The sequence below is a fragment of the Pseudomonas sp. BT-42-2 genome (genome assembly GCF_025847435.2).
Classification (GTDB): domain Bacteria; phylum Pseudomonadota; class Gammaproteobacteria; order Pseudomonadales; family Pseudomonadaceae; genus Aquipseudomonas; species Aquipseudomonas urmiensis.
Genome location: NZ_JAOYTM010000026.1, coordinates 18,120 through 38,751, shown reverse-complemented (window position 1 = coordinate 38,751; position 20,632 = coordinate 18,120). Strand labels below are relative to the sequence as shown.

Below are 20,632 nucleotides of genomic sequence, written 5' to 3'. Positions count from 1 at the left end.
CGCACAGCAACGCACAATGGCTATGCGTAACTCGCATAAGCAGACCAAGCATGAGCCCCGATACCCTTACCGAACAATTGAACCTGTTCCTCGATGTGCTGGAGTCAGGCAGCTTTTCCGCGGCCGCCCGCCGCCATCCGCTGACCCCCTCAGCAGTGGCGCGACGCATCGACAACCTGGAAAGCGCCGTAGGCAGCCGGCTGTTCGTACGCAGTACCCACGCGGTGCGCGCGACCCCGGCTGGCAAGGCTTTCGCCGAACGCGCCCGGCGCATCGTTGAAGAATTACGCCTGGCACGCGCCGAGGCGGTGTCACTGAGCAACGCCCCGGAAGGTTTGATCCGTATCGATGCCCCAGCAGCCTTTGGCCGGCGCCACCTGGCCCCAGCGATCGCCGACTTCCTCGTGGCCTACCCGGGCCTGGACGTGCAACTGCGGCTGATCGACAGCTTCGTCGACCTGCATGGCAGCCACTTAGGCGAAGTCGACCTGGTGCTGCGGGCAGGCCCACTGGCCGATACGCGCCTGGTCGCCACGCCGTTGGCCTACATGGTGCGCATTGCCTGCGCCAGCCCGGGGTATCTGGCCAGCCGCGGCGTACCGGCCTGCCCCAGCGAACTGCCAGAACACGATGGCTTGGACTGGGACGGCCTGGCGCCACCGTTCGCCTGGCGCTTCGCCGTGGACGGCCAGACCCGCCTGTATCGCCCGGCACGCATGCGCATGTCGGCCAACAACGCCGAAACCCTGCTGTTCGGCGCGCTCGCCGGCTTAGGCATCGCGCACCTGCCCACCTGGCTGATCAGCGACTACCTGCTGCGCGGAGAATTGCTGCCGCTGTTCTGCCAAAACGGCTTGCCACAGCCGGAAACCAGTGGCGTCTATGCACTACGCCTGGAACATGAAACGAACTCTCGCAGTCGATTGCTGCTCGAATTTCTCAAGAGCCGCTTCAGCCCGGTTCCACCTTGGGATCAGGCGTTGCGCAGTGGATTACGCTGGTCATGAGCGCGCTAACCATCAGCGTGCTAAATTTTCACCAGAATTAATTCAAGGACCTGCATGAACGCCGACAATAAAGCCCCTTGCACCGAGCTGCTGCTGGACAACCAGGTCTGCTTCGCCCTGCACTCCACCTCGTTGCTGATGACCAAGGTCTACAAACCCTTGTTGCAGGCCCTGGGCCTGACCTACCCGCAGTATTTGGCGATGCTCGTGTTGTGGGAGCAGGACGGCCTGACCGTGGGTGAAATCAGCCAGCGCCTGCTCACCGACCCCGGCTCACTGACCCCGCTGCTCAAGCGCCTGGAGAGCGAGGGTCTGCTCAAGCGCACCCGCAGCCGCGAGGATGAACGGGTGGTGCTGGTGCAACTCACCGATAAAGGCCGCACCCTACAGGACGAGGCCCAGCGCGTACCGCAGTGCATTGTGCAAGCCAGCGGACTGGACCTGGAGCGCCTGCAACAGCTGCAAGCCGACCTACTGGAGCTGCGCGCCAGCCTGCAAAAGAGCCTCTGAGGACTATGCTGTGAAATGGCCGTTCGGATGAACGGTGGAAGATTTATCTTGCGCACTAAATAATTGCGCGCTAATTTAATCCCACACCCACCCAGCGCCACGGCGCACAGCACACAAGCGAGGCTCAAGATGCAAAAGGTCACTCCCCTGTACATCGCCCAGGCAACCTCCACCGGTGGTCGCGATGGCACTTCCCGTTCCAGCGACGGCAAGCTGCAAGTCAAGCTGAGCACCCCCAAAGAGCTGGGTGGCGCAGGCGGTGAAGGCACCAACCCCGAGCAAATGTTCGCCGCTGGCTATTCGGCCTGCTTCATCGGCGCACTGAAGTTCGTGGCCGGGCAAGAGAAGAAACAACTGCCGGCCGATGCCTCGATCACTGCCAAGGTTGGCATTGGTCAGATCCCAGGTGGCTTTGGCTTGGATATCGATCTGGAGATCAACCTGCCTGGCCTGCAACAGGCTGAAGCCGAAGGCCTGGTAGAGAAGGCGCACAAGGTTTGCCCGTACTCCAACGCCACCCGTGGCAATGTAGATGTGCGGCTGCATGTGACCGTGTGAAATAGCCGCCCTCACACTGTTTCAGGCACAAAAAAACCCGGCCAAGGCCGGGTTTTTTGCGGGTCGCAAGAAGTTAGGCCTTCTTGGAACGGCCCTTGAAGCTGTTGTCGCGGGTGTCGATGTCGATCCACTCGTCGATCTGGATGAAGTCGGCAACCTGAATCTCGGTACCGTTCTTCAGCTTGGCAGGCTTCATGACCTTACCCGAGGTATCGCCACGTGCAGCGTTCTCGGTGTAGACAACCTGACGGCTGATGGTGGTCGGCAGCTCAACCGAAACCAGGCGCTCTTCGAAGAACACAGCTTCACAGACGTCTTCCATGCCTTCTTCGATGTACGGCAGAACGGCCTCGATGTCTTCGGCGTTCAGTTCGTACATGGTGTAGTCGGTGGTGTCCATGAAGGTGTACTGGTCACCGTTGATGAACGACAGGGTGGCTTCTTTGCGATCCAGGATCACGTCGTCCAGCTTGTCGTCGGCACCGTAGACGGTTTCGGTCTTGTAGCCGGTCAGCAGGTTCTTCAGCTTGGTCTTCATGATCGCGCTGTTACGGCCCGATTTGGTGAATTCAGCTTTCTGAACCAACCACGGATCGTTATCGATGCGCAGAACGGTACCAGGTTTGATTTCTTTACCAGTTTTCATTGCGAAGTATCCGAATCTGGATGGATTTATAAAAATCGAGGCCGCGTATCATAGCGAATTTCGGTAAAAGTGTACTAGCGCCGTGGCAAGGTCCGGCCGAGTGGCCTGTTCTGCGGCCCAGTCACGGGCATGCTGGCGCAACTGCGGCCAGTGCGGTTGCAGCGCTTGCCAGGCCTGGGCCATGTCTTGATCCATGTTCCAGGCGCGCCACAAATCGCTCAGAGCCCCTGCGGCAGCGTCCGACAAGCCGCGACGATAATGGCCAAGAAACGCTTCGAGTTTTTCCCAGTGGGCGTTTTCTTCCTGCACATAGATGTGCCAGAGCATCGGCGCCCCCGCCCACTGCGCGCGGACGAATGAATCCTCGCCGCGCACGGCGTTGAAGTCGCACGCCCAGAGCAACTTGTCGTAGTCGTCCTGGCTGACGAAAGGCAGCACCTGCACCGTCAGGGCGCCACGCTGGTGGATTGCCCCAACCGGCAAGTGCGCCTCGCCCAACCAGCAAGCGAGATCAGCCAGCACCCGCCCTTGCGGCACCAGCAAATGGCTGGGCTGCAGATCTGCCGCTAGCACATCGAGCCAATTGGCCAACTGCGGGTTTTCATAGGCGAACAGGGAGATCAACCGCGCCGACGGTTCAACCTGCACGCCAAGCCCCTGAAGAAACCTCGTCCGCTCGCCAGGCGTTTGCTGGAAAGCATCGCGGCGCGCCAGCAGCGAGGCTTCGCGCAGCAGCCCCCCGGTGTTTGCGGTAAACCCTGGGAAGAAGAACATCTTGCGCAGGCCGTTGGCCTGAGGCGACGGCAGGCCATGGCAGCCCTCCACCCAATCTTCAGCGCTCAGATAGTCAAGGTTAAGCCATAGCGGCGGCGTGGCTTGCGCGCGCATCGCCTCGACATAGGCCGCCGGCAATACGCAGGCGAAGGCCCCAACCACCACCTGCGCCGGGGCAGCGCCCTGCCAGTCAGCCGGCCAATGGCGCACGTCAACACCCTGCTGGCATTGCTGCTCGGCGCTGGCGTCGGCCTCTGGGCACAGGCGGACGAAGGCGTTCAGGTCATCGACCCACAGGCGCACCGCCAGGTCATGCTCGGCCACCAACTGGCGGGCCAGGCGCCAGGTCACGCCAATATCGCCGTAGTTGTCGACGACCGCGCAGAAAATGTCCCACGTGGTTTTCATGCCCACTTCCCTCGCCGCGCGGAAAAACCGCCGATTGTGCGGATAAATGCTGGCTGACAAAAGCACTGGCGCTGAATATTTCTCGCCCCCCATGCGACAATGCCGGCATGACCCGCCCTGCCAGGAGGCCGCCATGTACCGCCGCCGCGAACTGAAGATTACCCTCAAGCCCGTACAATTGATCCTCTGCGTGGCCTTGGGCCTGTGGCTGGGCGCCGTCGCCATTGGCCTGAGCCTGTGGCTGGCACTGCGCTGGTGGCCTGAACAGGTGACGCCAGTCGCCCACGCAGTGGCGCCAGCAATCGTCGCACCTGCCCCGCCACCGGCACCGCCCGCCGATGCCCAGGCGCAAATGTTCGAGCGGTACAAGGACATCCTCCACCAGCAAGAGGCGCAACAGGCCGCTGATGCCGCCCAAGGCAACCCGCGCAACCTGAACAATCCCAAGTGTCAGTTCTGGCTGCAACAAAACCGCACCGCCCCAACCGACAAGAGCCAGGCCAACGTGCTGGAGTTTTGCTACTGACCATGAACAAGACCACCCTGCTCGCGCGCATCGTGCAAACCCTGGAAGACGACGTCGAAGTGCTGCGCCGCGCCGCCCAGACCGCCTATGAAACAGCCACGGCCGAAGAGAACATCGCCGAAAACAAGTACGACACGCTCGGCCTTGAGGCTTCGTACCTGGCCACCGGGCAAGCGCGGCGCACCGCCGAGATTCGCCAGGCGTTGCTGACGTATCAGCGGTTGATCATGCGTGACTATGATCCGGCGCAGGGCATTCAGATCAGTAACCTGGTGACTTTGGAAGATGAGCAGGGTAACCAGAGGATGCTGTTTCTCGGGCCGCAAGGGGCTGGGCTGAAGATTGGCGAGGGCCAGCAGATGGTCACCGTGATTACGCCACGTTCTCCGCTGGGGCAGTTGTTGATCGGCAAGCGGGTTGATGATGAGGTGAGTATGCAGGTGGCTGGGGTGGCACAGGTGTCGATTGTGATCGATGTCGTCTGACCTGGCCTCATCGGGGCAAGCCCGCTGCCACAAGATCGGCACTGGTGCCTTCTATAGCACCTCCAGCGCATCAAAGCGCTTCGCCAGCCCCTGCCGCGCAAACCGCTCCACCACGAAATCGATGAACGCCCGGGTCTTGCCCGGCAACAGCTTGTGCTCGGCGTAATAGAGACTGATGTTGCCATCATCCACATACCAGTCCGGCAACACGCGCTGCAGCCTGCCTGAGGTCAGGTAAGGCACGGCAAACGGCAGGCTGACCAGGGCGATGCCCAAACCCTGTTCAGCCACCGCGCAGGCGGCGTCGGAGTCACTCATGGTCATGGCCTGACGCAGCTGCAAGGGCCGTTGCTCCTGCCAGCGACTGGTCAGCGGCCAGGAGCGCACGCGGCCGGTTTGCGGCGAGCGGATCAAAATCCCAGCGTGGCGGGGCAAGTCTTCTGGCTGCTCGATAGGCCCATACTGCTGGCGATAAGCCGGCGATGCGACCAGCACTCGGTGTGCCGGGGTCAGCCTGCGCGCTACCACCCCCGGCGGCAGATCGAAACCGCCGCCGATCGCCGCATCGAAGCCTTGGCCAATCAGGTCGACCTGCCGGTTGTCGAAGTGCCAGTCGGGAGTGATCGCCGGGTAGCGCTGAAGAAATTCAGCCAGTAGCGGCAGCACGTACAAACGCCCGAAAACCGTTCCCATGCTCACCCGCAACAGCCCGGCCGGCTGGCCTTCGGCGCTGGCCAGGTTGGCCATGGCGTATTGAATGGTGCGAAAGCTGTCGCTCACCTCGGCGAGAAATCGCTGCCCCGCTTCGGTCAGGGTCAGCTTGCGCGTACTACGCTGGAACAGTCGCACACCCAGCCGCGCCTCCAGCTGGGCGACGTTCTTGCCCACCGCTGCCGGGGTCAGACTCAGGCGTCGGGCAGCCTCGGCGAAGCTGCCGACCTCGGCGCTGCGAATAAAGCACTCCAGCGTGCTGAACGACTCCATGGCCATGATTACCAACCTCAGGTTTACTCTGCTGATCGCGATTGCCATCTTATCAGCAGGTAATCCACAGCCGATACTTCTCCCATCCCAAGGCATCCAGCCTTTCACTTGCAGGAGATCAGCATGTCCCAGTCACTTACTCTCGACACCAAGGTAGCCCTGGTCCAGGGCGGTTCGCGCGGCATCGGTGCGGCGATCGTGCGCCGCCTGGCCAAGGAAGGGGCGCAGGTGGCCTTTACCTATGTCAGCTCGGCAGGCCCCGCCGAAGCCCTGGCAGCAGAAATCAACGATGCTGGCGGCAAAGCCTTGGCCCTGCGCGCCGACAGTGCCGATGCCAGCGCTGTGCAGCAGGCCGTGGAGGCGACCGTTAAGGCATTCGGTAGGCTCGACATCCTGGTCAACAACGCAGGTGTGCTGGCGGTGGCGCCAGTGGCCGAGTTCGACCTGGCCGACTTCGACCGGATCCTCGCCGTCAACGTGCGCAGTGTGTTCGTTGCCAGCCAAGCCGCTGCCCGGCACATGGGCCAAGGTGGCCGGATCATCAATATCGGCAGCACTAATGCCGAGCGCATGCCGTTTGCCGGTGGCGCGCCGTATGCGATGAGCAAGTCGGCGCTGGTTGGCCTGACCAAGGGCCTGGCGCGTGACCTTGGGCCGCAGGGGATTACCGTCAACAACGTACAGCCTGGGCCCGTCGACACCGACATGAACCCGGCCGCGGGGGATTTTGCCGAGAGCTTGATTCCGCTAATGGCGATTGGGCGCTATGGCCATGTCGAAGAGATCGCCAGCTTCGTCGCCTATCTCGCTGGGCCTGAGGCTGGATACATCACTGGCGCGAGCTTGACCGCTGATGGTGGTTTCTCTGCCTGAGGGATGCCCCTCTCTTTGTAGCCGCGGCGGTGCGCCGTGCCTACAAAGAGAGGGGGTGAGAGTGGGTACTAGGTCAGGCTTTGTTCCAACACCTCAAGGAATGCGCGCGCTGCTGGGGTCGGACTGCTCGACCACACCGCATACAAATGCCGCACAGGGGCATCATCCAAGCGAGCCACACCGACCCCAGCAAACTCATTGGCAATCCGTTCCGGCACCAGCCCGATCGCCAGGCCACGCTGGACAAACTTTTCCACCAGGCGAATATGGCCGATCTCGAACTGAACCCGATGCACCAATCCTGCCGCCTGGAAGGCCTCATCGGTCTGGCGCCGGGCACCAGTGCCTTCGGGAAAGTCGACCAACACCTGATCGGCAATATCGGCCAAGGCCAGCCGCTCACGTCTTGCCAAGGTATGCCCAGGCGGCAGCACTGCGACCAGTTCTTCCCGGCCCAACAAACGATGGTGCACGCCCTGCAACACTTCGCCCTGCCACAAGCCGATAAAACCTACATCCAGGCGCCGCTCACAGACATCGGCCACCAGCAACTCACTCTTGGCGGTCAGCCAGCGCACGTCCACCGCCGGATAACGCGCATGAAACAGCGCCAGCAGATCGACCAGGTCGAGCGCCGTCAACGAACTGATCTCACCGATCGACAGCCGCCCGCGCACCTGCCCACAGGCAGCCGCCACGTCATCGGCAATGCGCTGGGCAGCCTCCAGCGCTGGCCGCGCGCTGAGCACGAAGGCTTCGCCAGCCGGGGTCAGGCGCACCCGCCGCGAGGTACGCTCGAACAGACTGACGCCCAACTGCGCCTCCAGCCGTGCCACCTGATGACTAAGCGCCGACTGCACCACATGGCAGCGCTCGGCGGCGCGGGTGAAACTGCCGGTATCGGCTACGGCCAAGGCATATTCGAGCTGCTTGAGATTCATGGATTGATCTGTAATCGAGATAGATAATGTGAAAACTATACATTGGTGTCATCCCAGATACTTACCGATACTGAGCGCACTTTCCTACTGCCCGCAATGAGAACCACCATGAACGCCCCGACCCTCAGTCGTGCCCTGATCCTGCTGATGGCGACTGCCACCGGCCTGGCCGTGGCCAGCAACTACTACGCCCAGCCACTGCTACACAGCATCGCCGAGCAGTTCGGCCTGAGCACCGCCAGTGCCGGCACCATCGTCATCGCCGCGCAGCTCAGCTATGGCGCCGGCCTGTTGCTGCTGGCGCCGCTGGGCGATCTGTTCGAACAACGCCGTTTGATCGTGATCATGATCGGCATTTCTACCCTTGGCCTGATCATCAGCGCCTGTGCCCCCAGCCTGCCGTGGCTGCTGTTCGGCACCGCCTTGACCGGGTTGTTCTCGGTCGTGGCGCAGATCCTGGTGCCCATGGCCGCCAGCCTGACCGCCCCAGAGCATCGTGGGCGCGCGGTGGGCACGCTGATGAGCGGGCTGTTGCTGGGTATCCTGCTGGCGCGTACCGCCGCAGGCTTCATGGCCGAGCTGGGTGGCTGGCGCAGTATCTATGTGCTGGCGGCAGTACTGATGGCCGTCAGCGCCATCGCCCTGTACCGCAGCCTGCCACAACACAACAGCCATGCCGGGCTGAAATACCCGGCGTTGATCGGCTCGGTATTTCGTCTGTTCATCGAACAGCCGGTGCTGCGCTTGCGCTCACTGCTGGGGCTGCTGGCGTTCAGCCTGTTCGGGCTGTTCTGGACGCCACTGGCGTTTCTGCTGGCGCGCGAGCCGTATCACTACTCCGACGCGGTGATCGGTCTGTTCGGTTTGGCCGGCGCTGCGGGCGCGCTGTCGGCCAACTGGGCTGGGCGCCTGGCTGATCGCGGCAAGGGCTCGCTGGGCACCACGGTCGGACTGATCGCCTTGCTGCTGTCGTGGATACCACTGGGCTTTGCCGAGCATTCGCTGCTGGCGCTGTTGGTCGGCGTGCTGGTGCTGGACCTGGCCGTGCAGCTGGTGCACGTGAGTAATCAGAATGCGGTGATCGGTTTGCGGCCAGAGGCACGCACGCGGCTCAATGCCGGCTATATCACCTGCTACTTCATCGGTGGCGCATTAGGTTCGCTGCTGGGCACGCAACTGTTCGAACGTCAGGGATGGTTGGGGATCGTCGTCGCCGGGCTGCTGATCGGCAGCTTGGCCCTGGTGGTTTGGGGGCTGGCAGAGCGCAAGCGCAAGGTGCTGATTCAAGCGGTTTGAACAGGCCAGCGGCTGACGCGACAAGCGACCGCACGACCCTCCGTCGCCTTGCCGTTGACTTGCTCACAGGCAAAGAGCTGCATAGGTGGTGGTCAACAGCCCTCCCACTGACAGGACGACCCAATGACAAGACTCACGGTGCAATCCGGCGATTTCTTGCTAGGTGAAGGCGAGTATCGCAATGGATCGCTCACACTCAAGACCCCACGCAGCCCTTCGCCTGGCGAGCGGATCTCGCTGGCGCGGATCAAGGAACTCAAGCTGGCCAGCCTGGAAACCAACCGCAGCCTGGGCACCGCCCTTGGCTGGGGCGTTGCCGGCGCGTTGGTGGCCGGCCCAGTCGGGCTGATCGCCGGCCTCTGGCTGGGTGGCAAGGAAGAAGAAGCGACCTTCCTCGCCACCTTCAAGGATGGTCGCAAGCTGATGGCCATCACTGATGGCAAGACCTGGTCGAAAATCGACGACAATTGGCGTCAGCACCAACGTCGCCCGGCCGCCTGAATCACACCAGACCCTGAACGTCTATTTGCCTGAGCGCTCCTGAAATAGGGGCGCTCAGCGCATCTGTGCCTGCTAACATGGCGCCCTTTTTATCTGCCCCGCCCTACCCCAATAACAGCCGACCGACAACGGCGCGTATGCCCATCAAGGAGCCCGCATGACCTCGCTTCGCCCTCGTCTGCCCCTGAGCCTGCTCAGCCTGGGCCTTGCCCTGCACAGCGGCCATGGCCTTGCCGACGACAGCGTGACCCTGGCCCCAGTGCGTATCTCGGAGCTGTATGGCGACGGCGGCTACCAACCGCGCGAGGCCCTGGTGGGCGGCTTTCAGCCAGCGCCGCTGCTCGACACCCCGGCGTCGATCAGCGTGTTCAGCCAACAGTTGCTGCAAGACCGCCAGGTGCGCAAGCTCAGCGAGGTGCTGCAAAGCGATGCCTCGGTTGGCGAAAGCTATGCGCCGATCGGCTACTACGAGAACTTCAACGTGCGCGGCTTTGAGCTCAACGCCGCCAGCAGCTACAAGATCAACGGCCAGACCGTGGTCGGCGAGCAGAACGTGGCGCTGGAGAACAAGCAGCAGGTCGAGCTGCTCAAGGGGCTGTCGGGGTTGCAGAGCGGCGTGGCCGAACCCGGCGGGCTGATCAATTACGTGACCAAGCGCGCAGAAGACGTACGCAGCGTCACGGTCTCGACCAACGAGCAAGGCGAGCGCTACCTGGCCACCGACCTGGGCGGCTGGTTTGGCAGTGAGCGGCAATTTGGCCTGCGCGCCAACCTGGCCCATGAGGACATCCGCTCCTACGTCGATCATGCCGATGGCAAGCGCGACTTCGCCTCGCTAGCGTTCGACTGGCAGATCAGCGCCAATGCCACCCTGCAACTGGACGCTGAATATCAGCACCGCGAACAGCGATCAGTACCGGGCTATCAGTTGCTGGGTGGCAGCGAGCTGCCGCACGGCATTGACCCGGATGACCGGCTGGCTTATCAGCACTGGGCCAAGCCAGTACAGAACGACTCGCTGAACCTCGGCGGGCGCTTCGAGTACCGTTTCAATGACGACTGGACCGGCACCTTGAGCGCTTCGCGCAGCAAGGTGGTGATCGATGACTACAGCTCGTTCGCCTGGGGCAGCGAAGGTGGCATGAAGTCCCACTTCAGCCCGGAGGGTGACTACGACATCTATGACTTCCGCAGCCCCGATGATACCCGCCGTATCGACGAGGCACAGGCTATGCTGAACGGCCGTTTCGATGGATTGGGCCTGGGCCATGAGCTAACCGTTGGCACCAGCGCCCAGCGTCGTACCCTCGATCAGCGCACGTATTACAACGAGCTAGTTGGCAGCGGCAACATCTACTCCGGCGCACCTGCCGTGGCCCCTTCTGAACGCCCCATCGGCTCCAGTGAACGCCGCCTGGACAGCCGCCAGTACGGGGTATTTTTCAGCGACCGCATCACCTTCAACGAACACTGGCAAACCGTGCTCGGCGCGCGTGAAGTCCGCCTGGATGAGAAGACCTGGGATGAAACTGGCCTGGCCGGCCGGCATACCCAGCAGTATCAATTGCTGCCCAACGCGGCGTTGATCTACAAGCCGCAGCCAGACACCACGCTGTATGCCAGCTATTCCAAAGGGCTATCCGCTGGCGGCACCGCGCCTTGGTTCGCGGACAATAGATTCGAGATCCTCGCCCCGACCCTGTCACGGCAAGTGGAAGTGGGCATCAAGCGCGACTGGCAGGGCATGAGCTTGAGTGCCGCGCTGTTCCAGATCCGCCAGGCCTACCAGTACGCCCGCCCCGACGCCACTGGTTTCACCTACGTGCAACAGGGCCAACAAAAGAACACCGGCCTTGAGCTCGGCGCCAGCGGCTGGGTCACTTCGCGCTTGCAGATCCAGGCCAGTGCCGCAGCGATCCGCGCCCGCGTGCAGAACAGCGGCACCGATGCCTACGAAGGCCATCAGGCGATCAACGTGCCCAAGCTGCGCGCCGCGTTGCAGGCCGAATACAGCCTGCCGGTCGCGGGTTTCGCGCTGCTCGGCGGAGCGCGCTACAGCGCCAGCAAGTACGCAAGTCAGGCGGGCAACGTCGAGGTGGGTGGTTATACCGTGTTCGATGTCGGTAGCCGCTACCGCACCGTGGTTGGCGGGTACGACACGGTGCTGCGCCTGACCGTGGATAACGTCTTTGACAAGCGTTACTGGCGGGATGTGGGGGATTACCTGGGCGACAACTACCTGTTCCAGGGCGCGCCGCGTACCGCACGCTTGTCAGCGACAGTGAGTTTTTGATGGGTTGAGTGGTGCCAGTGCTGGCGCTATCGCGGGGCAAGCCCGCTCCCACGCAGGTTTGGGGTTGATCTCCCACGCAGGTTCGAGGTCGATCTAGCGTGGGAGCGGGCTTGCCCCGCGATAGCGCCAGCAGCTGCGCTGCATTTAACCAGCCCTGAATACCCTCTAAAACGCACCGCAAAACAAAAAGCCCCCGAACCTTTCAGTTCGGGGGCTTCTCGTAGAATGTGGCGGTGAAGAAGGGATTTGAACCCTTGATACGATTTCTCGTATACACACTTTCCAGGCGTGCTCCTTCGACCACTCGGACACTTCACCGTTTCTCTTCAAGCTATTCAGCCTGTCGAGGCGCGCTAATTTAGTTGAAGGCTGTAATCTTGGCAAGCGTTTTTTTCAGAATTTTCATGCGCTTAAGCATATCGAGCGAAAAATCGGCCGGCCAGGGCAATGCTGCCATTGTACCCAGCACTTTTACCTGTGGCCTGGACTGCGCACCCAAGCGGCAAGGCATAGCGGCCAATGTCTGACTGATCAGTCAGCCTTACTGCTTTACCTGCTCCCCCGTGCTGGGTAACGTCATTGCCACGCCATCCAAAGGACTCTGCCATGAGCGAGCTGATTACCTACCATGCCGAAGACGGCATCGCCACCCTGACCCTGAACAACGGCAAGGTCAACGCCATTTCGCCGGATGTCATCACCGCCTTCAACGCCGCCCTGGACCAGGCAGTAGCCGACCGTGCAGTGGTGATCATCACCGGCCAGCCAGGCATCCTTTCCGGCGGCTACGACCTGAAAGTCATGACCTCTGGCCCCCAACAAGCCGTTGGCCTAGTCACCGCGGGCTCCACCCTGGCCCGTCGCCTGCTCTCGCACCCCTTCCCGGTAATCGTTGCCTGCCCAGGCCATGCAGTCGCCAAAGGCGCCTTCCTGCTGCTGTCAGGCGACTATCGTATCGGTGTCGAAGGGCCGTACAAGATCGGCCTGAACGAAGTGCAGATCGGTATGACCATGCACTACGCCGGTATCGAGCTGGCCCGCGATCGCCTGCGCCGCTCGGCGTTCCACCGCTCGGTGATCAATGCCGAGATGTTCGACCCTAAGGACGCGCTGGATGCCGGCTTCCTCGACAAGGTGGTGCCGGCCGAGCAGTTGCACGAGACAGCACTGCACGTGGCGCGCGACTTGAAGAAGCTCAACATGCTGGCGCACAAGAACACCAAGCTCAAAGTGCGCAAAGCACTGCTGGAGCTGCTGGATGACGCGATTATTCGTGATCAGGAACATATGGGCTGATCCTCCCGGCCTCATCGCGGGGCGCGCCCACCCACACATCGTGTAGGTGCGGGCTTGCCCTACGATGAAGCCAACACTGACAGCAGAAGGTTTGCCCCCACCAGTGCACAGTCGTACACTGCCCGCGACTGTCTGGTGTGAGTCATACCATGCTTTATCTGCTTCGCATGCTCCTGCTGGGGCTGCACTTTCTGCTGGTCGGCATAGTCGGCCTGGTGATTGGCCTGTGCCGTCCGTTCAACCCCGACAACAGCCGCCTCTATGCCCGCCTGTACAGCGTGCCAGCCGCCTGGCTGATGCGCATCAAGGTCAAGGCCGAGGTCGGCCCGCTGCATGACCAGCCGCCAGGCTGCGTGATCGTCGCCAACCATCAATCGAACTTCGACCTGTTCATCATCGGCCAGGTAGTGCCGCAACGCACCGTGGCCATTGGCAAGAAGAGCCTGGGCTGGATCCCGCTGTTCGGCCAGCTGTTCTGGCTGGGCGGCAATGTACTGGTCGACCGCAACAATGCCTACCAGGCGCGCAAGGCGATGCAGCTAACCACCGGCATCTTGCGTGACGACACCTCGATCTGGATTTTCCCTGAAGGCACCCGCAACCCTGCCGAGCAGTTGGCCCCGTTCAAGAAAGGTGCCTTCCACATGGCCATCGACGCTGGCGTGCCGATCGTGCCGGTGTGCGTCAGCCGCTATGCCAAGCGCCTGGGCCTCAACAGCTGGCGCCAGCGCACAGTGATCATCCGCTCGCTGCCTCCGATCGACACAGCAGGCTTGAGCAAGCAGGATGTGCCGGCGCTGATCGAGCAGTGCCGCACGCAGATGCAGCAATGCCTGGACCGCATGGAAACCGAGCTACCGCACGCCTGATCGGTTGCTCTCTGGCCTGACACAGCCCAAGCTGTGTCACGTGTTCAACCGAATAAGCGGGCAACCATGGGTCGAGTCGTCGCAGCGGCGGTGTACAGCGCCGGGAGAAAGGTCACCAATATCAGCATCGACGAAGGCAGCGAGTGGGCGAAAAAGCCCGGCCACTTCGTCTGGATCGGCCTGGAAGAACCCAACGCCGAAGAGCTGGCCAACCTGCAGTGCCAGTTCAACCTGCACGAGTTGGCCATCGAAGACGCGCTGGAAAAGCACAGCAGGCCCAAGTTGGAGACCTTCGGCGACGCACTGTTCATCGTCACCTATTCGCCGGTTCGCCACGAAGGCAAGCTGGAGTTCATCGAGACCCACATCTTTGCCGGCAACGGCTACATCATCACCTGCCGCAATGGCCACTCCAAATCCTATGCCCTGGTGCGCCAGCGCTGCGAGGCACGGCCGCTGCTGCTCGAGCACGGCGAAGACTTCGTGCTGTATGCGTTACTCGATTTCGTCACCGAGAACTACCAGCCGGTCAGCGAGGCAATCCACGGTGAGATCGAGGAGCTGGAGCAAAGTGTGCTGAGCAATTCGCTCAAGGAAGAAGACATCCAGCGCCTGCACAGCCTGCGTCGCGACATTTTAAGGCTGCGTCGCTACGTCGCGCCGATGGTGGAGATCAGTGAAGAGCTACAGCGCTTGAGCTTCCCATTCATCGACAAGAACATGCGCCCGTACTTCAGGGACGTGCAGATCCACGTTACTCGGCAAATGGAAGATCTGGTGAGCATTCGCGATATCGCCAGCCAGACCATCGAGATTGGCATGCTGCTGGAGTCGTCACGGCAAAGCATAACCCAGCGCAAGTTTGCCGCCTGGGCGGCGATCTTGGCGTTTCCCACGGCGATTGCCGGGATCTATGGGATGAACTTTCAGAATATGCCGGAGCTGGAGTGGCACTATGGGTATTTTGCGGTGCTGGGGGTGATTGGCTTGGGCTGCGCCGGGTTGTATGCCAGCTTCAAGCGCTCGGGGTGGTTGTAGCTTGTAGCAACGCTATCGCGGGGCAAGCCCGCTCCCACGCGGGTAAGTCGCCCTGGCGTGGGGGCGCTCAGAGGGGTTATAGCCTGTTCAACGCTATCGCGAGACAAGCCCGCTCCCACGCGGGTAAGTCGCCCTGGCGTGGGGGGCGCTCAGAGTGGTTATAGCTGGGCAAGCCCGCTCCCACGCCAGATCCACATACCGGCGTGGGAGCGGGCTTGCCCCGCGATAGCGTCGGCAAAAGCACTAACAATCTCTAATCAGGCAGCGCTCTCGTTGCCTTTCGTCGAATGCCCAATGAACTTGAGCATCCACTTTCCAACCAGATCTCCCTGGTGCTCGGTCGCCAGGCTGGCAATCGCCCGCTGGTACACCTCATCGCCCAAATACTCCTGACGCGCATCGAGCAACGCCCGCGAGTAGTCATGGACGAACTCCGGGTGTCCCTGGAAGCACAGCACCTGGTCGCGAATGTGATACGCCGCATTCGGGCAGAAATCACTGGACGCAATCACCGTAGCGCCTTCTGGCAGTTCAGTGACTTGATCTTGATGGCTGATCAGCAAGGTCAGCTCAGAAACCTCAGGATCCATCCACGGCGCATGCGCCGCCAGGCTATAGCGATGAATGCCAACGCCCCAGCCGCGATCGGCGCGCTCGGCTTTGCCACCTAGCACCAGCGCCAGCACTTGATGACCGAAACACACGCCGAGCAACTTCTCGCCACGCTCATACAGTTTGAGCAAGTACGCCTTCAGCGTCTGGATCCACGGATCCGTGCCAAACGAGTCAGCCTTGCTCCCCGTAACCAGATAGGCATCGAACTTTTCGCCGTCAGGGGGATAGTCGCCATTCATCACGTTGTACACCTGAAATTCGGCCGCAACCGGCTGACGCGAGAACAACTGCTCGAACATCCTTCCGTAGCCCTGATACTGCGCCGTCAACTCCGGTCGCAGAACATCGGTTTCAAGGATGCAGATGCGTAACGACATAGCGATAGTCCTGAACGACATGTGTGGAAATTGTGCTAGAGACTGACGCGAAAGGGACGTACAAGCAAGGGGTTGCACTGACGAACGGTAAGCCCTGTAACCCTTGGTAACCACCCTCGCGCAGCGGTCTAGCCCCGCCATGCCAGCGTGCTAGCCAGTGGCCTTAAAACCAAAGGAACTTGATCATCATTGATTTAGAACAAAGGGTTCTGAAACATGGATAACGTTCGCCCTACTGTTGGTTTATATCCACAAAACAAGAGGCATGCAGGAGTAGGCGTGCAACTACGCCACTGCGATCGACCCGACGCGAAGACAGGGAAGCCAAAGGCTATTCAGGAATAACAACAAGAAGGCGGTCCGCCATGTTCAGACAATCCAAAGTACGCCAAGCCGGACTCATATTGTTCGCCACTACACTGCTGCTGATCCTGCCGAACCTCACTCGGCTATTTGGCTGACAGCATCTGTGGAGTTTTCTGGCCGAGCACAGGTAACCTGCCGACCTTGATGGTTGGAGACTACCTATGCGCCGATGCCTTGCCCTGCTCGTCTTGATGTTCAGCCTGCCCTTGGCGGCAGCGCAATTGAACCTGGAGCTGGGTGATGGCACGCACCGATGGGACAGCGCCGAGCTGCTCAGCCATCCCCAAGCGCGTAGCCTCGATATCGCCCAGGACGTGGCCTATAAACGCGCCATGCATTATCGCGCTGTGCCCCTGGCGGTATTGCTTGAAGGCATCCAGCCAACCGACCACCTGCAGGCCGTAGCCTTGGATGGCTTTGCCGCCGAAATGCCAGCCGCGCCCTTATTGCAACAGGGTCCGGCCCGCGCCTGGCTCGCCATTGAAGACCCCGCCCAGCCGTGGCCGGCGCTGACGCCGGGTAAGCCAAGTGCGGGGCCGTTCTATCTGGTATGGACCGAGCCACAGGCCAGCGGCATTCGCCCGGAACAGTGGCCGTTCCAGATTGCCACGATCCGCAAGTTGGAGTCTGTCGAGCAACGTTTTCCAGCCCTGCTACCCGATGCCAAATTGCCCAGTGGCGATCCGGTGCGACAAGGCTTTGCCCTGTTCCAGCAAAACTGCCTGGCCTGCCACCGCCTCAATGGCGCAGGCGACGCCCAGTTCGGCCCGGATTTGAACCTGCCGCATAATCCAACGGAATACTTCCAGCCCGAGTTTTTGCGTCAATACATTCGCGACCCGCAAAGCTTGCGGCATTGGCCGCAGGCGAAGATGCCCGGGTTTGCGCAAGGTGTCCTGAGTGAGCAAGAGCTGGATGCGTTACTGGCGTATCTGCGGCATATGGCCAAGCGCAAGCCTTGAAGCACCCGTTGGCCCTTTCGCGGGCAAGCCCGCTCCCACAGGTACCACGCTGGCTTCGAACTCAACGGGGTACCTGTAGCAGCGGGCTTGCCCGCGAAGAGGCCCGAGTTGCCACCACCACACAGGGCTGTGAGCATCGTTTGGAGAACGCTTCAGTGCAGGCATTATTCAATAACTCTTGTGATCGACTTGAATGGCAAAGCCTGCGATGGGCTGCACAGCAGCCCCCTGCTCAAACCTCAGGCAGTCTGTCGTTCATGCTTGACGCCCCACCCTTCGACCTCACCGCCAAGGGGCACGACAACCCCCTCGAAGGCCTCCTCGAAAGCACCGATGCCCCGGTAGGTGGCATACATGATCTTGCTCAATTCAAGATTCCAACCACCATCGTCACGTTCACGCACCTGAGCATTGAGTGACTCGCCACGAAACTGTCCGGCGGCCTGGCGCGCGCCGTCTTCATTGGGAAATACCGCGTAGAACTCGATGGGGTGGATCTGGGTGAAGTCGAAACCGCCAGCTTTCATCTGGCGCAGGACACTGCTGCTGATATCGTCGTTCTGGCTGCTCATGAATCGTCCTCCTGAATAAAGCAATGGATAGACTTTCCGTGCACTACGCACCTGCCGGCGGGTTGGCGATGCCGGACAGATCGAGCTGATGCAAGACGCGAATGAAACCCACCCCGGCCCGCAGAAAAGACCGAGGTGTTCACCTAGCGTAGTGCCTCTCAGAGCACTACGCCAGAGCGGCGCCGTTTTACGGCAATTCGCGGATATCGGTGATCGACACGCCGCTTTGCTCCTTGAGCCAGCGTGCGGTGGGGGATTGGCTGCGGTCTTGGAAGTCGTTGAGGTCCAGTTCGTCCATCACTGGAAACAGGTGCGAGCGGATGGCCCGCGCCGCATCCTCGTCACTGGGACGCTGCTCGGCAGTCAGCAGCAGCGTGGAGGTTTCGCCTTTCTGGTCGGCAAAGATGACTTCCCACTCTTTCATTGAATAGCCCTCCTCGATACAGCAATGAGTGACATCCGTTCTAGCTTGACCCCTGCATAAGGACATTGTTCAGCATGGCTGCCGAGCGAGCATGAAAAAGGCCCGCCGGTCACCCGGCGAGCCTCGTTTACAGCACGACCCGAATTACTTCGGCGTGCCGTGGATTACACCTGCCGTGTTATCCAGCAGGCTCTTGGTCGCAGTCTGGATGTAAGCCTCGAGGTTTTTCAGCATGTGCGGCTGATCCTCGCTTTCAACCAGCTCGGCCTTGAACTCGCGGCCCAGTTGGTAGCGGTACAGGCGCGGGCTCATGTCCTTGGACTCGATCAGGATGTGATCACCCTTGATTAGTCCGACGATCTGCTCGCTGCCCGATGGCTTGATGATGCCCACCCCCGGATCACCTTCAGGCAGGTTGAGCAGGTCGCGGCCCCAGCACTGGTGACGGGTCTGGCCACCGAGACGGCCCATGATGGTCGGCACGATGTCGACCTGGGTGCCCACGGTGTGGTCAACGGCGCCGAATTTCTCCTGGATCCCCGGCGCGATCAGCAGCAGCGGCACGTTGAAGCGGCCCAGGTCCAATTCGGTGACCTGTTGGCTGTTGCCAAAGCCGTGGTCGCCAACGATGACGAACAGGGTCTCCTTGAAGTACGGCTCCTTGCGCGCCTTCTCGAAGAACTGGCCCAGGGCCCAGTCGGAGTAGCGCATGGCGGTCAAGTGCTCATCCAGACGGCCCTGGCCGGTCACCGGTTCCACCGGCAGGTCTTTAGGCAGCGCGTACGGGGTGTGGTTGGAAAGCGTCTGCAGCAGCGCGTAGAACGGTTTCTTGCCGTAGTTCTTGGCCAGCTCTTCGGCGCCGCGGTCGAACATATCCTGATCGGACACGCCCCAGGTCGGGTCGGAGAACACCGGGTTGACGAAGTCATTGCGGCCGATGAAGGTGGTCATGCCCTGGTTGCCGAAGAAACCAGACTGGTTGTCCCAGGCAAAGTCGCCGTTATAGACATAGACGTCGTCGTAGTCACGGGCACTGAGCAGCGCTGGCAGGCCGGACAGCTTGTGGCCGCCCTCTGGCGTTTGCATCAGGTACTCGAAGCCTGGCAGGTTCGGGAAGCACGCCATGGTGGCGAACATGCCCTGGTGGGTATGGGTGCCGTTGGAGAAGAAGCGGTCGAACAGCAGACCCTCCTTGGCCAGCTTGTCGAAGTACGGAGTGATGTTGTTCGGGCTACCCAGGGCGCCCACCGAGTGACCGGCGAAGCTCTCCATGAGGATCACCACCACGTTCTTGACCGGCAGGGTGCGCTCGGCAGGTGGCACGAAGTCACGGCGTACGGCCGCTTCATCGGTATCGACCAGGGTATCGTTAGGGGTCAGCAGCAGGTTGCGTACCGCCTCCTGAGCGACCACTGGATCGAGGGTGGCCTTCCAGATATTGCTGCGGTCTTCGCCAAAGCGGCTGTGGGCAGCGTCGATCAGGGTCAAGGTGCCGTTCAGGCCCAGCTGGTTGACGAAGTTGGAGTCGGTGGTGAAGGCATCACCCCAGCGCATTGGCGGGCCCTGGCGCAGGGTGCCACGCGCGGCGATCACCGCCACCAGCAGGATGACCATGAACACCGCCAGGCGGCCATACCAGGCAACCGGCGCACGTGGGCTGACGCTTGCGTTTGCGCCGCTGCCACGGGTCAGGCGATCGATGCCCTTGAACAGCAGGCTCAGCAACCAGGTGCCGACCAGCCAGGCCAGTATGTAGCGGACCACCGGGAAGCCGTACCAGAGCATGCTCATGACGGTCTTGGGGTCTTCCTTGATGTACTGGAACACCAGGCCGTTCAAGCGCTGATGGAACTCGCGGTAGAAGTCCATCTCCATCAGGCCGAGGAACATCACCGTACTGGCGGCCAGGGTCAGCCACAGGCGGAAGAAGCCGCGCCGGGCCATCGCCCAAGGGCTAAGCACTGCCAGCAGCAGCGGAATGCTGATGTACACCACCACCCGCAGGTCGAAGCGCAAGCCGTTGAGGAAGCCCTCGGCCACGGTGGAGTAAGGGGTGTCGCCGATCATGTCGCTGTTGTAGACCAGCAGCCCCAGGCGCACCAGGCTGAGCATCAGCATGATCACCAGGCCGCACAGCAAGGTATAAGCCAAGTGCGATTTGAGGGTCGGCGCGAACGGGACCGGCACGGCCCGTTGTTTCAAGGCATCCGTGTTAGCCATGAATGGGGAGATCCTAGGATTGCGGGTTTGCGGGAAGGCGACATCGCCACAGAGCCCTGCCATCAATCGTGGCGTTGGACTAACGCAGCAT

The 20,632-nt window shown here is 61.5% G+C and carries 21 protein-coding genes and 1 tRNA gene; 13 read left to right on the top strand and 9 right to left on the bottom strand.

All coding sequences use genetic code 11. The features are described from left to right. The first annotated feature begins 50 nt into the window (after positions 1–50). The 3 genes from OIU19_RS24250 to OIU19_RS24240 all read left to right on the top strand — a co-directional run bounded on the left by OIU19_RS24250 (position 51) and on the right by OIU19_RS24240 (position 2,075). Positions 51–1,007: a LysR family transcriptional regulator gene (locus OIU19_RS24250; protein WP_264237140.1), complete on the top strand. Its 957-nt coding sequence runs from the start codon at positions 51–53 to the stop codon at positions 1,005–1,007. A gap of 54 nt (positions 1,008–1,061) precedes the next feature. Further along, complete coding sequence (locus OIU19_RS24245) at positions 1,062–1,517, top strand: MarR family winged helix-turn-helix transcriptional regulator (RefSeq protein ID WP_264237139.1); 456 nt, start codon at positions 1,062–1,064, stop codon at positions 1,515–1,517. A gap of 129 nt (positions 1,518–1,646) precedes the next feature. Next, positions 1,647–2,075 carry an organic hydroperoxide resistance protein gene (locus OIU19_RS24240; protein WP_264237138.1) on the top strand — a complete coding sequence of 143 codons (429 nt, stop codon included), beginning with the start codon at positions 1,647–1,649 and terminating at the stop codon, positions 2,073–2,075. Positions 2,076–2,148: 73 nt separating this feature from the next. Here OIU19_RS24240 and efp read toward each other — a convergent pair whose 3' ends face one another. Continuing rightward, positions 2,149–2,721: an elongation factor P gene (gene efp / locus OIU19_RS24235; RefSeq protein WP_264237137.1), complete on the bottom strand. Its 573-nt coding sequence runs from the start codon at positions 2,719–2,721 to the stop codon at positions 2,149–2,151. Between the two features lie 48 nt (positions 2,722–2,769). Then, positions 2,770–3,903 (bottom strand): elongation factor P maturation arginine rhamnosyltransferase EarP, encoded by a 1,134-nt coding sequence (gene earP, locus OIU19_RS24230; protein WP_264237136.1) that lies wholly within the window; start codon positions 3,901–3,903, stop codon positions 2,770–2,772. A 133-nt stretch (positions 3,904–4,036) separates the two neighbouring features. Here earP and OIU19_RS24225 point away from each other — a divergent pair, with 133 nt between their 5' ends. Both OIU19_RS24225 and OIU19_RS24220 read left to right on the top strand, forming a co-directional pair. Continuing rightward, positions 4,037–4,429 carry a hypothetical protein gene (locus OIU19_RS24225; protein ID WP_264237135.1) on the top strand — a complete coding sequence of 131 codons (393 nt, stop codon included), beginning with the start codon at positions 4,037–4,039 and terminating at the stop codon, positions 4,427–4,429. Between the two features lie 2 nt (positions 4,430–4,431). Continuing rightward, positions 4,432–4,914, top strand: coding sequence for a GreA/GreB family elongation factor (locus tag OIU19_RS24220; protein ID WP_264237134.1), 483 nt, complete (start codon positions 4,432–4,434; stop codon positions 4,912–4,914). 51 nt (positions 4,915–4,965) lie between these two features. Here the strand turns inward: OIU19_RS24220 and OIU19_RS24215 are convergent, their stop codons facing one another. After that, on the bottom strand, positions 4,966–5,904 hold the full coding sequence (locus OIU19_RS24215; RefSeq protein ID WP_264237133.1) for a LysR family transcriptional regulator: 939 nt from the start codon (positions 5,902–5,904) through the stop codon (positions 4,966–4,968). A gap of 117 nt (positions 5,905–6,021) precedes the next feature. Between OIU19_RS24215 and OIU19_RS24210 the strand changes: the two genes are divergently transcribed. After that, entirely contained in the window at positions 6,022–6,771 is a 750-nt protein-coding gene (locus tag OIU19_RS24210; RefSeq protein WP_372353345.1) for a 3-oxoacyl-ACP reductase family protein, read from the top strand. 68 nt (positions 6,772–6,839) lie between these two features. On the opposite strand, the gene OIU19_RS24205 is transcribed toward OIU19_RS24210, so the two are convergent. Further along, positions 6,840–7,712 carry a LysR family transcriptional regulator gene (locus OIU19_RS24205; protein ID WP_264237132.1) on the bottom strand — a complete coding sequence of 291 codons (873 nt, stop codon included), beginning with the start codon at positions 7,710–7,712 and terminating at the stop codon, positions 6,840–6,842. Between the two features lie 108 nt (positions 7,713–7,820). On the opposite strand from OIU19_RS24205, the gene OIU19_RS24200 reads away from it, so the two are divergent. The 3 genes from OIU19_RS24200 (at position 7,821) to OIU19_RS24190 (ending at position 11,802) form a co-directional block, all read left to right on the top strand. Next, on the top strand, positions 7,821–9,008 hold the full coding sequence (locus OIU19_RS24200; RefSeq protein ID WP_264237131.1) for an MFS transporter: 1,188 nt from the start codon (positions 7,821–7,823) through the stop codon (positions 9,006–9,008). A 123-nt stretch (positions 9,009–9,131) separates the two neighbouring features. Beyond that, positions 9,132–9,509: a hypothetical protein gene (locus OIU19_RS24195; RefSeq protein ID WP_264237129.1), complete on the top strand. Its 378-nt coding sequence runs from the start codon at positions 9,132–9,134 to the stop codon at positions 9,507–9,509. A gap of 157 nt (positions 9,510–9,666) precedes the next feature. Continuing rightward, positions 9,667–11,802 (top strand): TonB-dependent siderophore receptor, encoded by a 2,136-nt coding sequence (locus OIU19_RS24190; RefSeq protein ID WP_264237128.1) that lies wholly within the window; start codon positions 9,667–9,669, stop codon positions 11,800–11,802. Between the two features lie 228 nt (positions 11,803–12,030). Here OIU19_RS24190 and OIU19_RS24185 read toward each other — a convergent pair. Further along, a tRNA-Ser gene (locus OIU19_RS24185) sits at positions 12,031–12,120 on the bottom strand. Between the two features lie 288 nt (positions 12,121–12,408). On the opposite strand from OIU19_RS24185, the gene OIU19_RS24180 reads away from it, so the two are divergent. From OIU19_RS24180 to OIU19_RS24170, 3 genes are all read left to right on the top strand, one after another. Then, the gene (locus OIU19_RS24180; RefSeq protein ID WP_264237127.1) at positions 12,409–13,098 is read left to right on the top strand and encodes a crotonase/enoyl-CoA hydratase family protein; all 690 of its coding nucleotides are present in this window, start codon (positions 12,409–12,411) and stop codon (positions 13,096–13,098) included. Positions 13,099–13,247: 149 nt separating this feature from the next. Beyond that, positions 13,248–13,967 (top strand): 1-acyl-sn-glycerol-3-phosphate acyltransferase, encoded by a 720-nt coding sequence (locus OIU19_RS24175; RefSeq protein ID WP_264237126.1) that lies wholly within the window; start codon positions 13,248–13,250, stop codon positions 13,965–13,967. A 66-nt stretch (positions 13,968–14,033) separates the two neighbouring features. Further along, the gene (locus tag OIU19_RS24170) at positions 14,034–15,005 is read left to right on the top strand and encodes a magnesium and cobalt transport protein CorA (protein ID WP_264237125.1); all 972 of its coding nucleotides are present in this window, start codon (positions 14,034–14,036) and stop codon (positions 15,003–15,005) included. 257 nt (positions 15,006–15,262) lie between these two features. On the opposite strand, the gene OIU19_RS24165 is transcribed toward OIU19_RS24170, so the two are convergent. Further along, a complete protein-coding gene (locus OIU19_RS24165) occupies positions 15,263–15,997 on the bottom strand; it encodes an amidotransferase (protein WP_264237124.1) in 735 nt (244 codons plus the stop codon). A 527-nt stretch (positions 15,998–16,524) separates the two neighbouring features. Here OIU19_RS24165 and OIU19_RS24160 point away from each other — a divergent pair. Beyond that, entirely contained in the window at positions 16,525–17,325 is an 801-nt protein-coding gene (locus OIU19_RS24160; protein ID WP_264237123.1) for a cytochrome c, read from the top strand. Positions 17,326–17,564: 239 nt separating this feature from the next. On the opposite strand, the gene OIU19_RS24155 is transcribed toward OIU19_RS24160, so the two are convergent. The 3 genes from OIU19_RS24155 to OIU19_RS24145 form a co-directional block, all read right to left on the bottom strand. Further along, complete coding sequence (locus tag OIU19_RS24155) at positions 17,565–17,897, bottom strand: ribonuclease E inhibitor RraB (protein ID WP_264237122.1); 333 nt, start codon at positions 17,895–17,897, stop codon at positions 17,565–17,567. 187 nt (positions 17,898–18,084) lie between these two features. After that, on the bottom strand, positions 18,085–18,321 hold the full coding sequence (locus OIU19_RS24150; protein ID WP_264237121.1) for a hypothetical protein: 237 nt from the start codon (positions 18,319–18,321) through the stop codon (positions 18,085–18,087). A 144-nt stretch (positions 18,322–18,465) separates the two neighbouring features. Then, a complete protein-coding gene (locus tag OIU19_RS24145; protein WP_264237120.1) occupies positions 18,466–20,541 on the bottom strand; it encodes an LTA synthase family protein in 2,076 nt (691 codons plus the stop codon). Between the last annotated feature and the right edge of the window lie 91 nt (positions 20,542–20,632).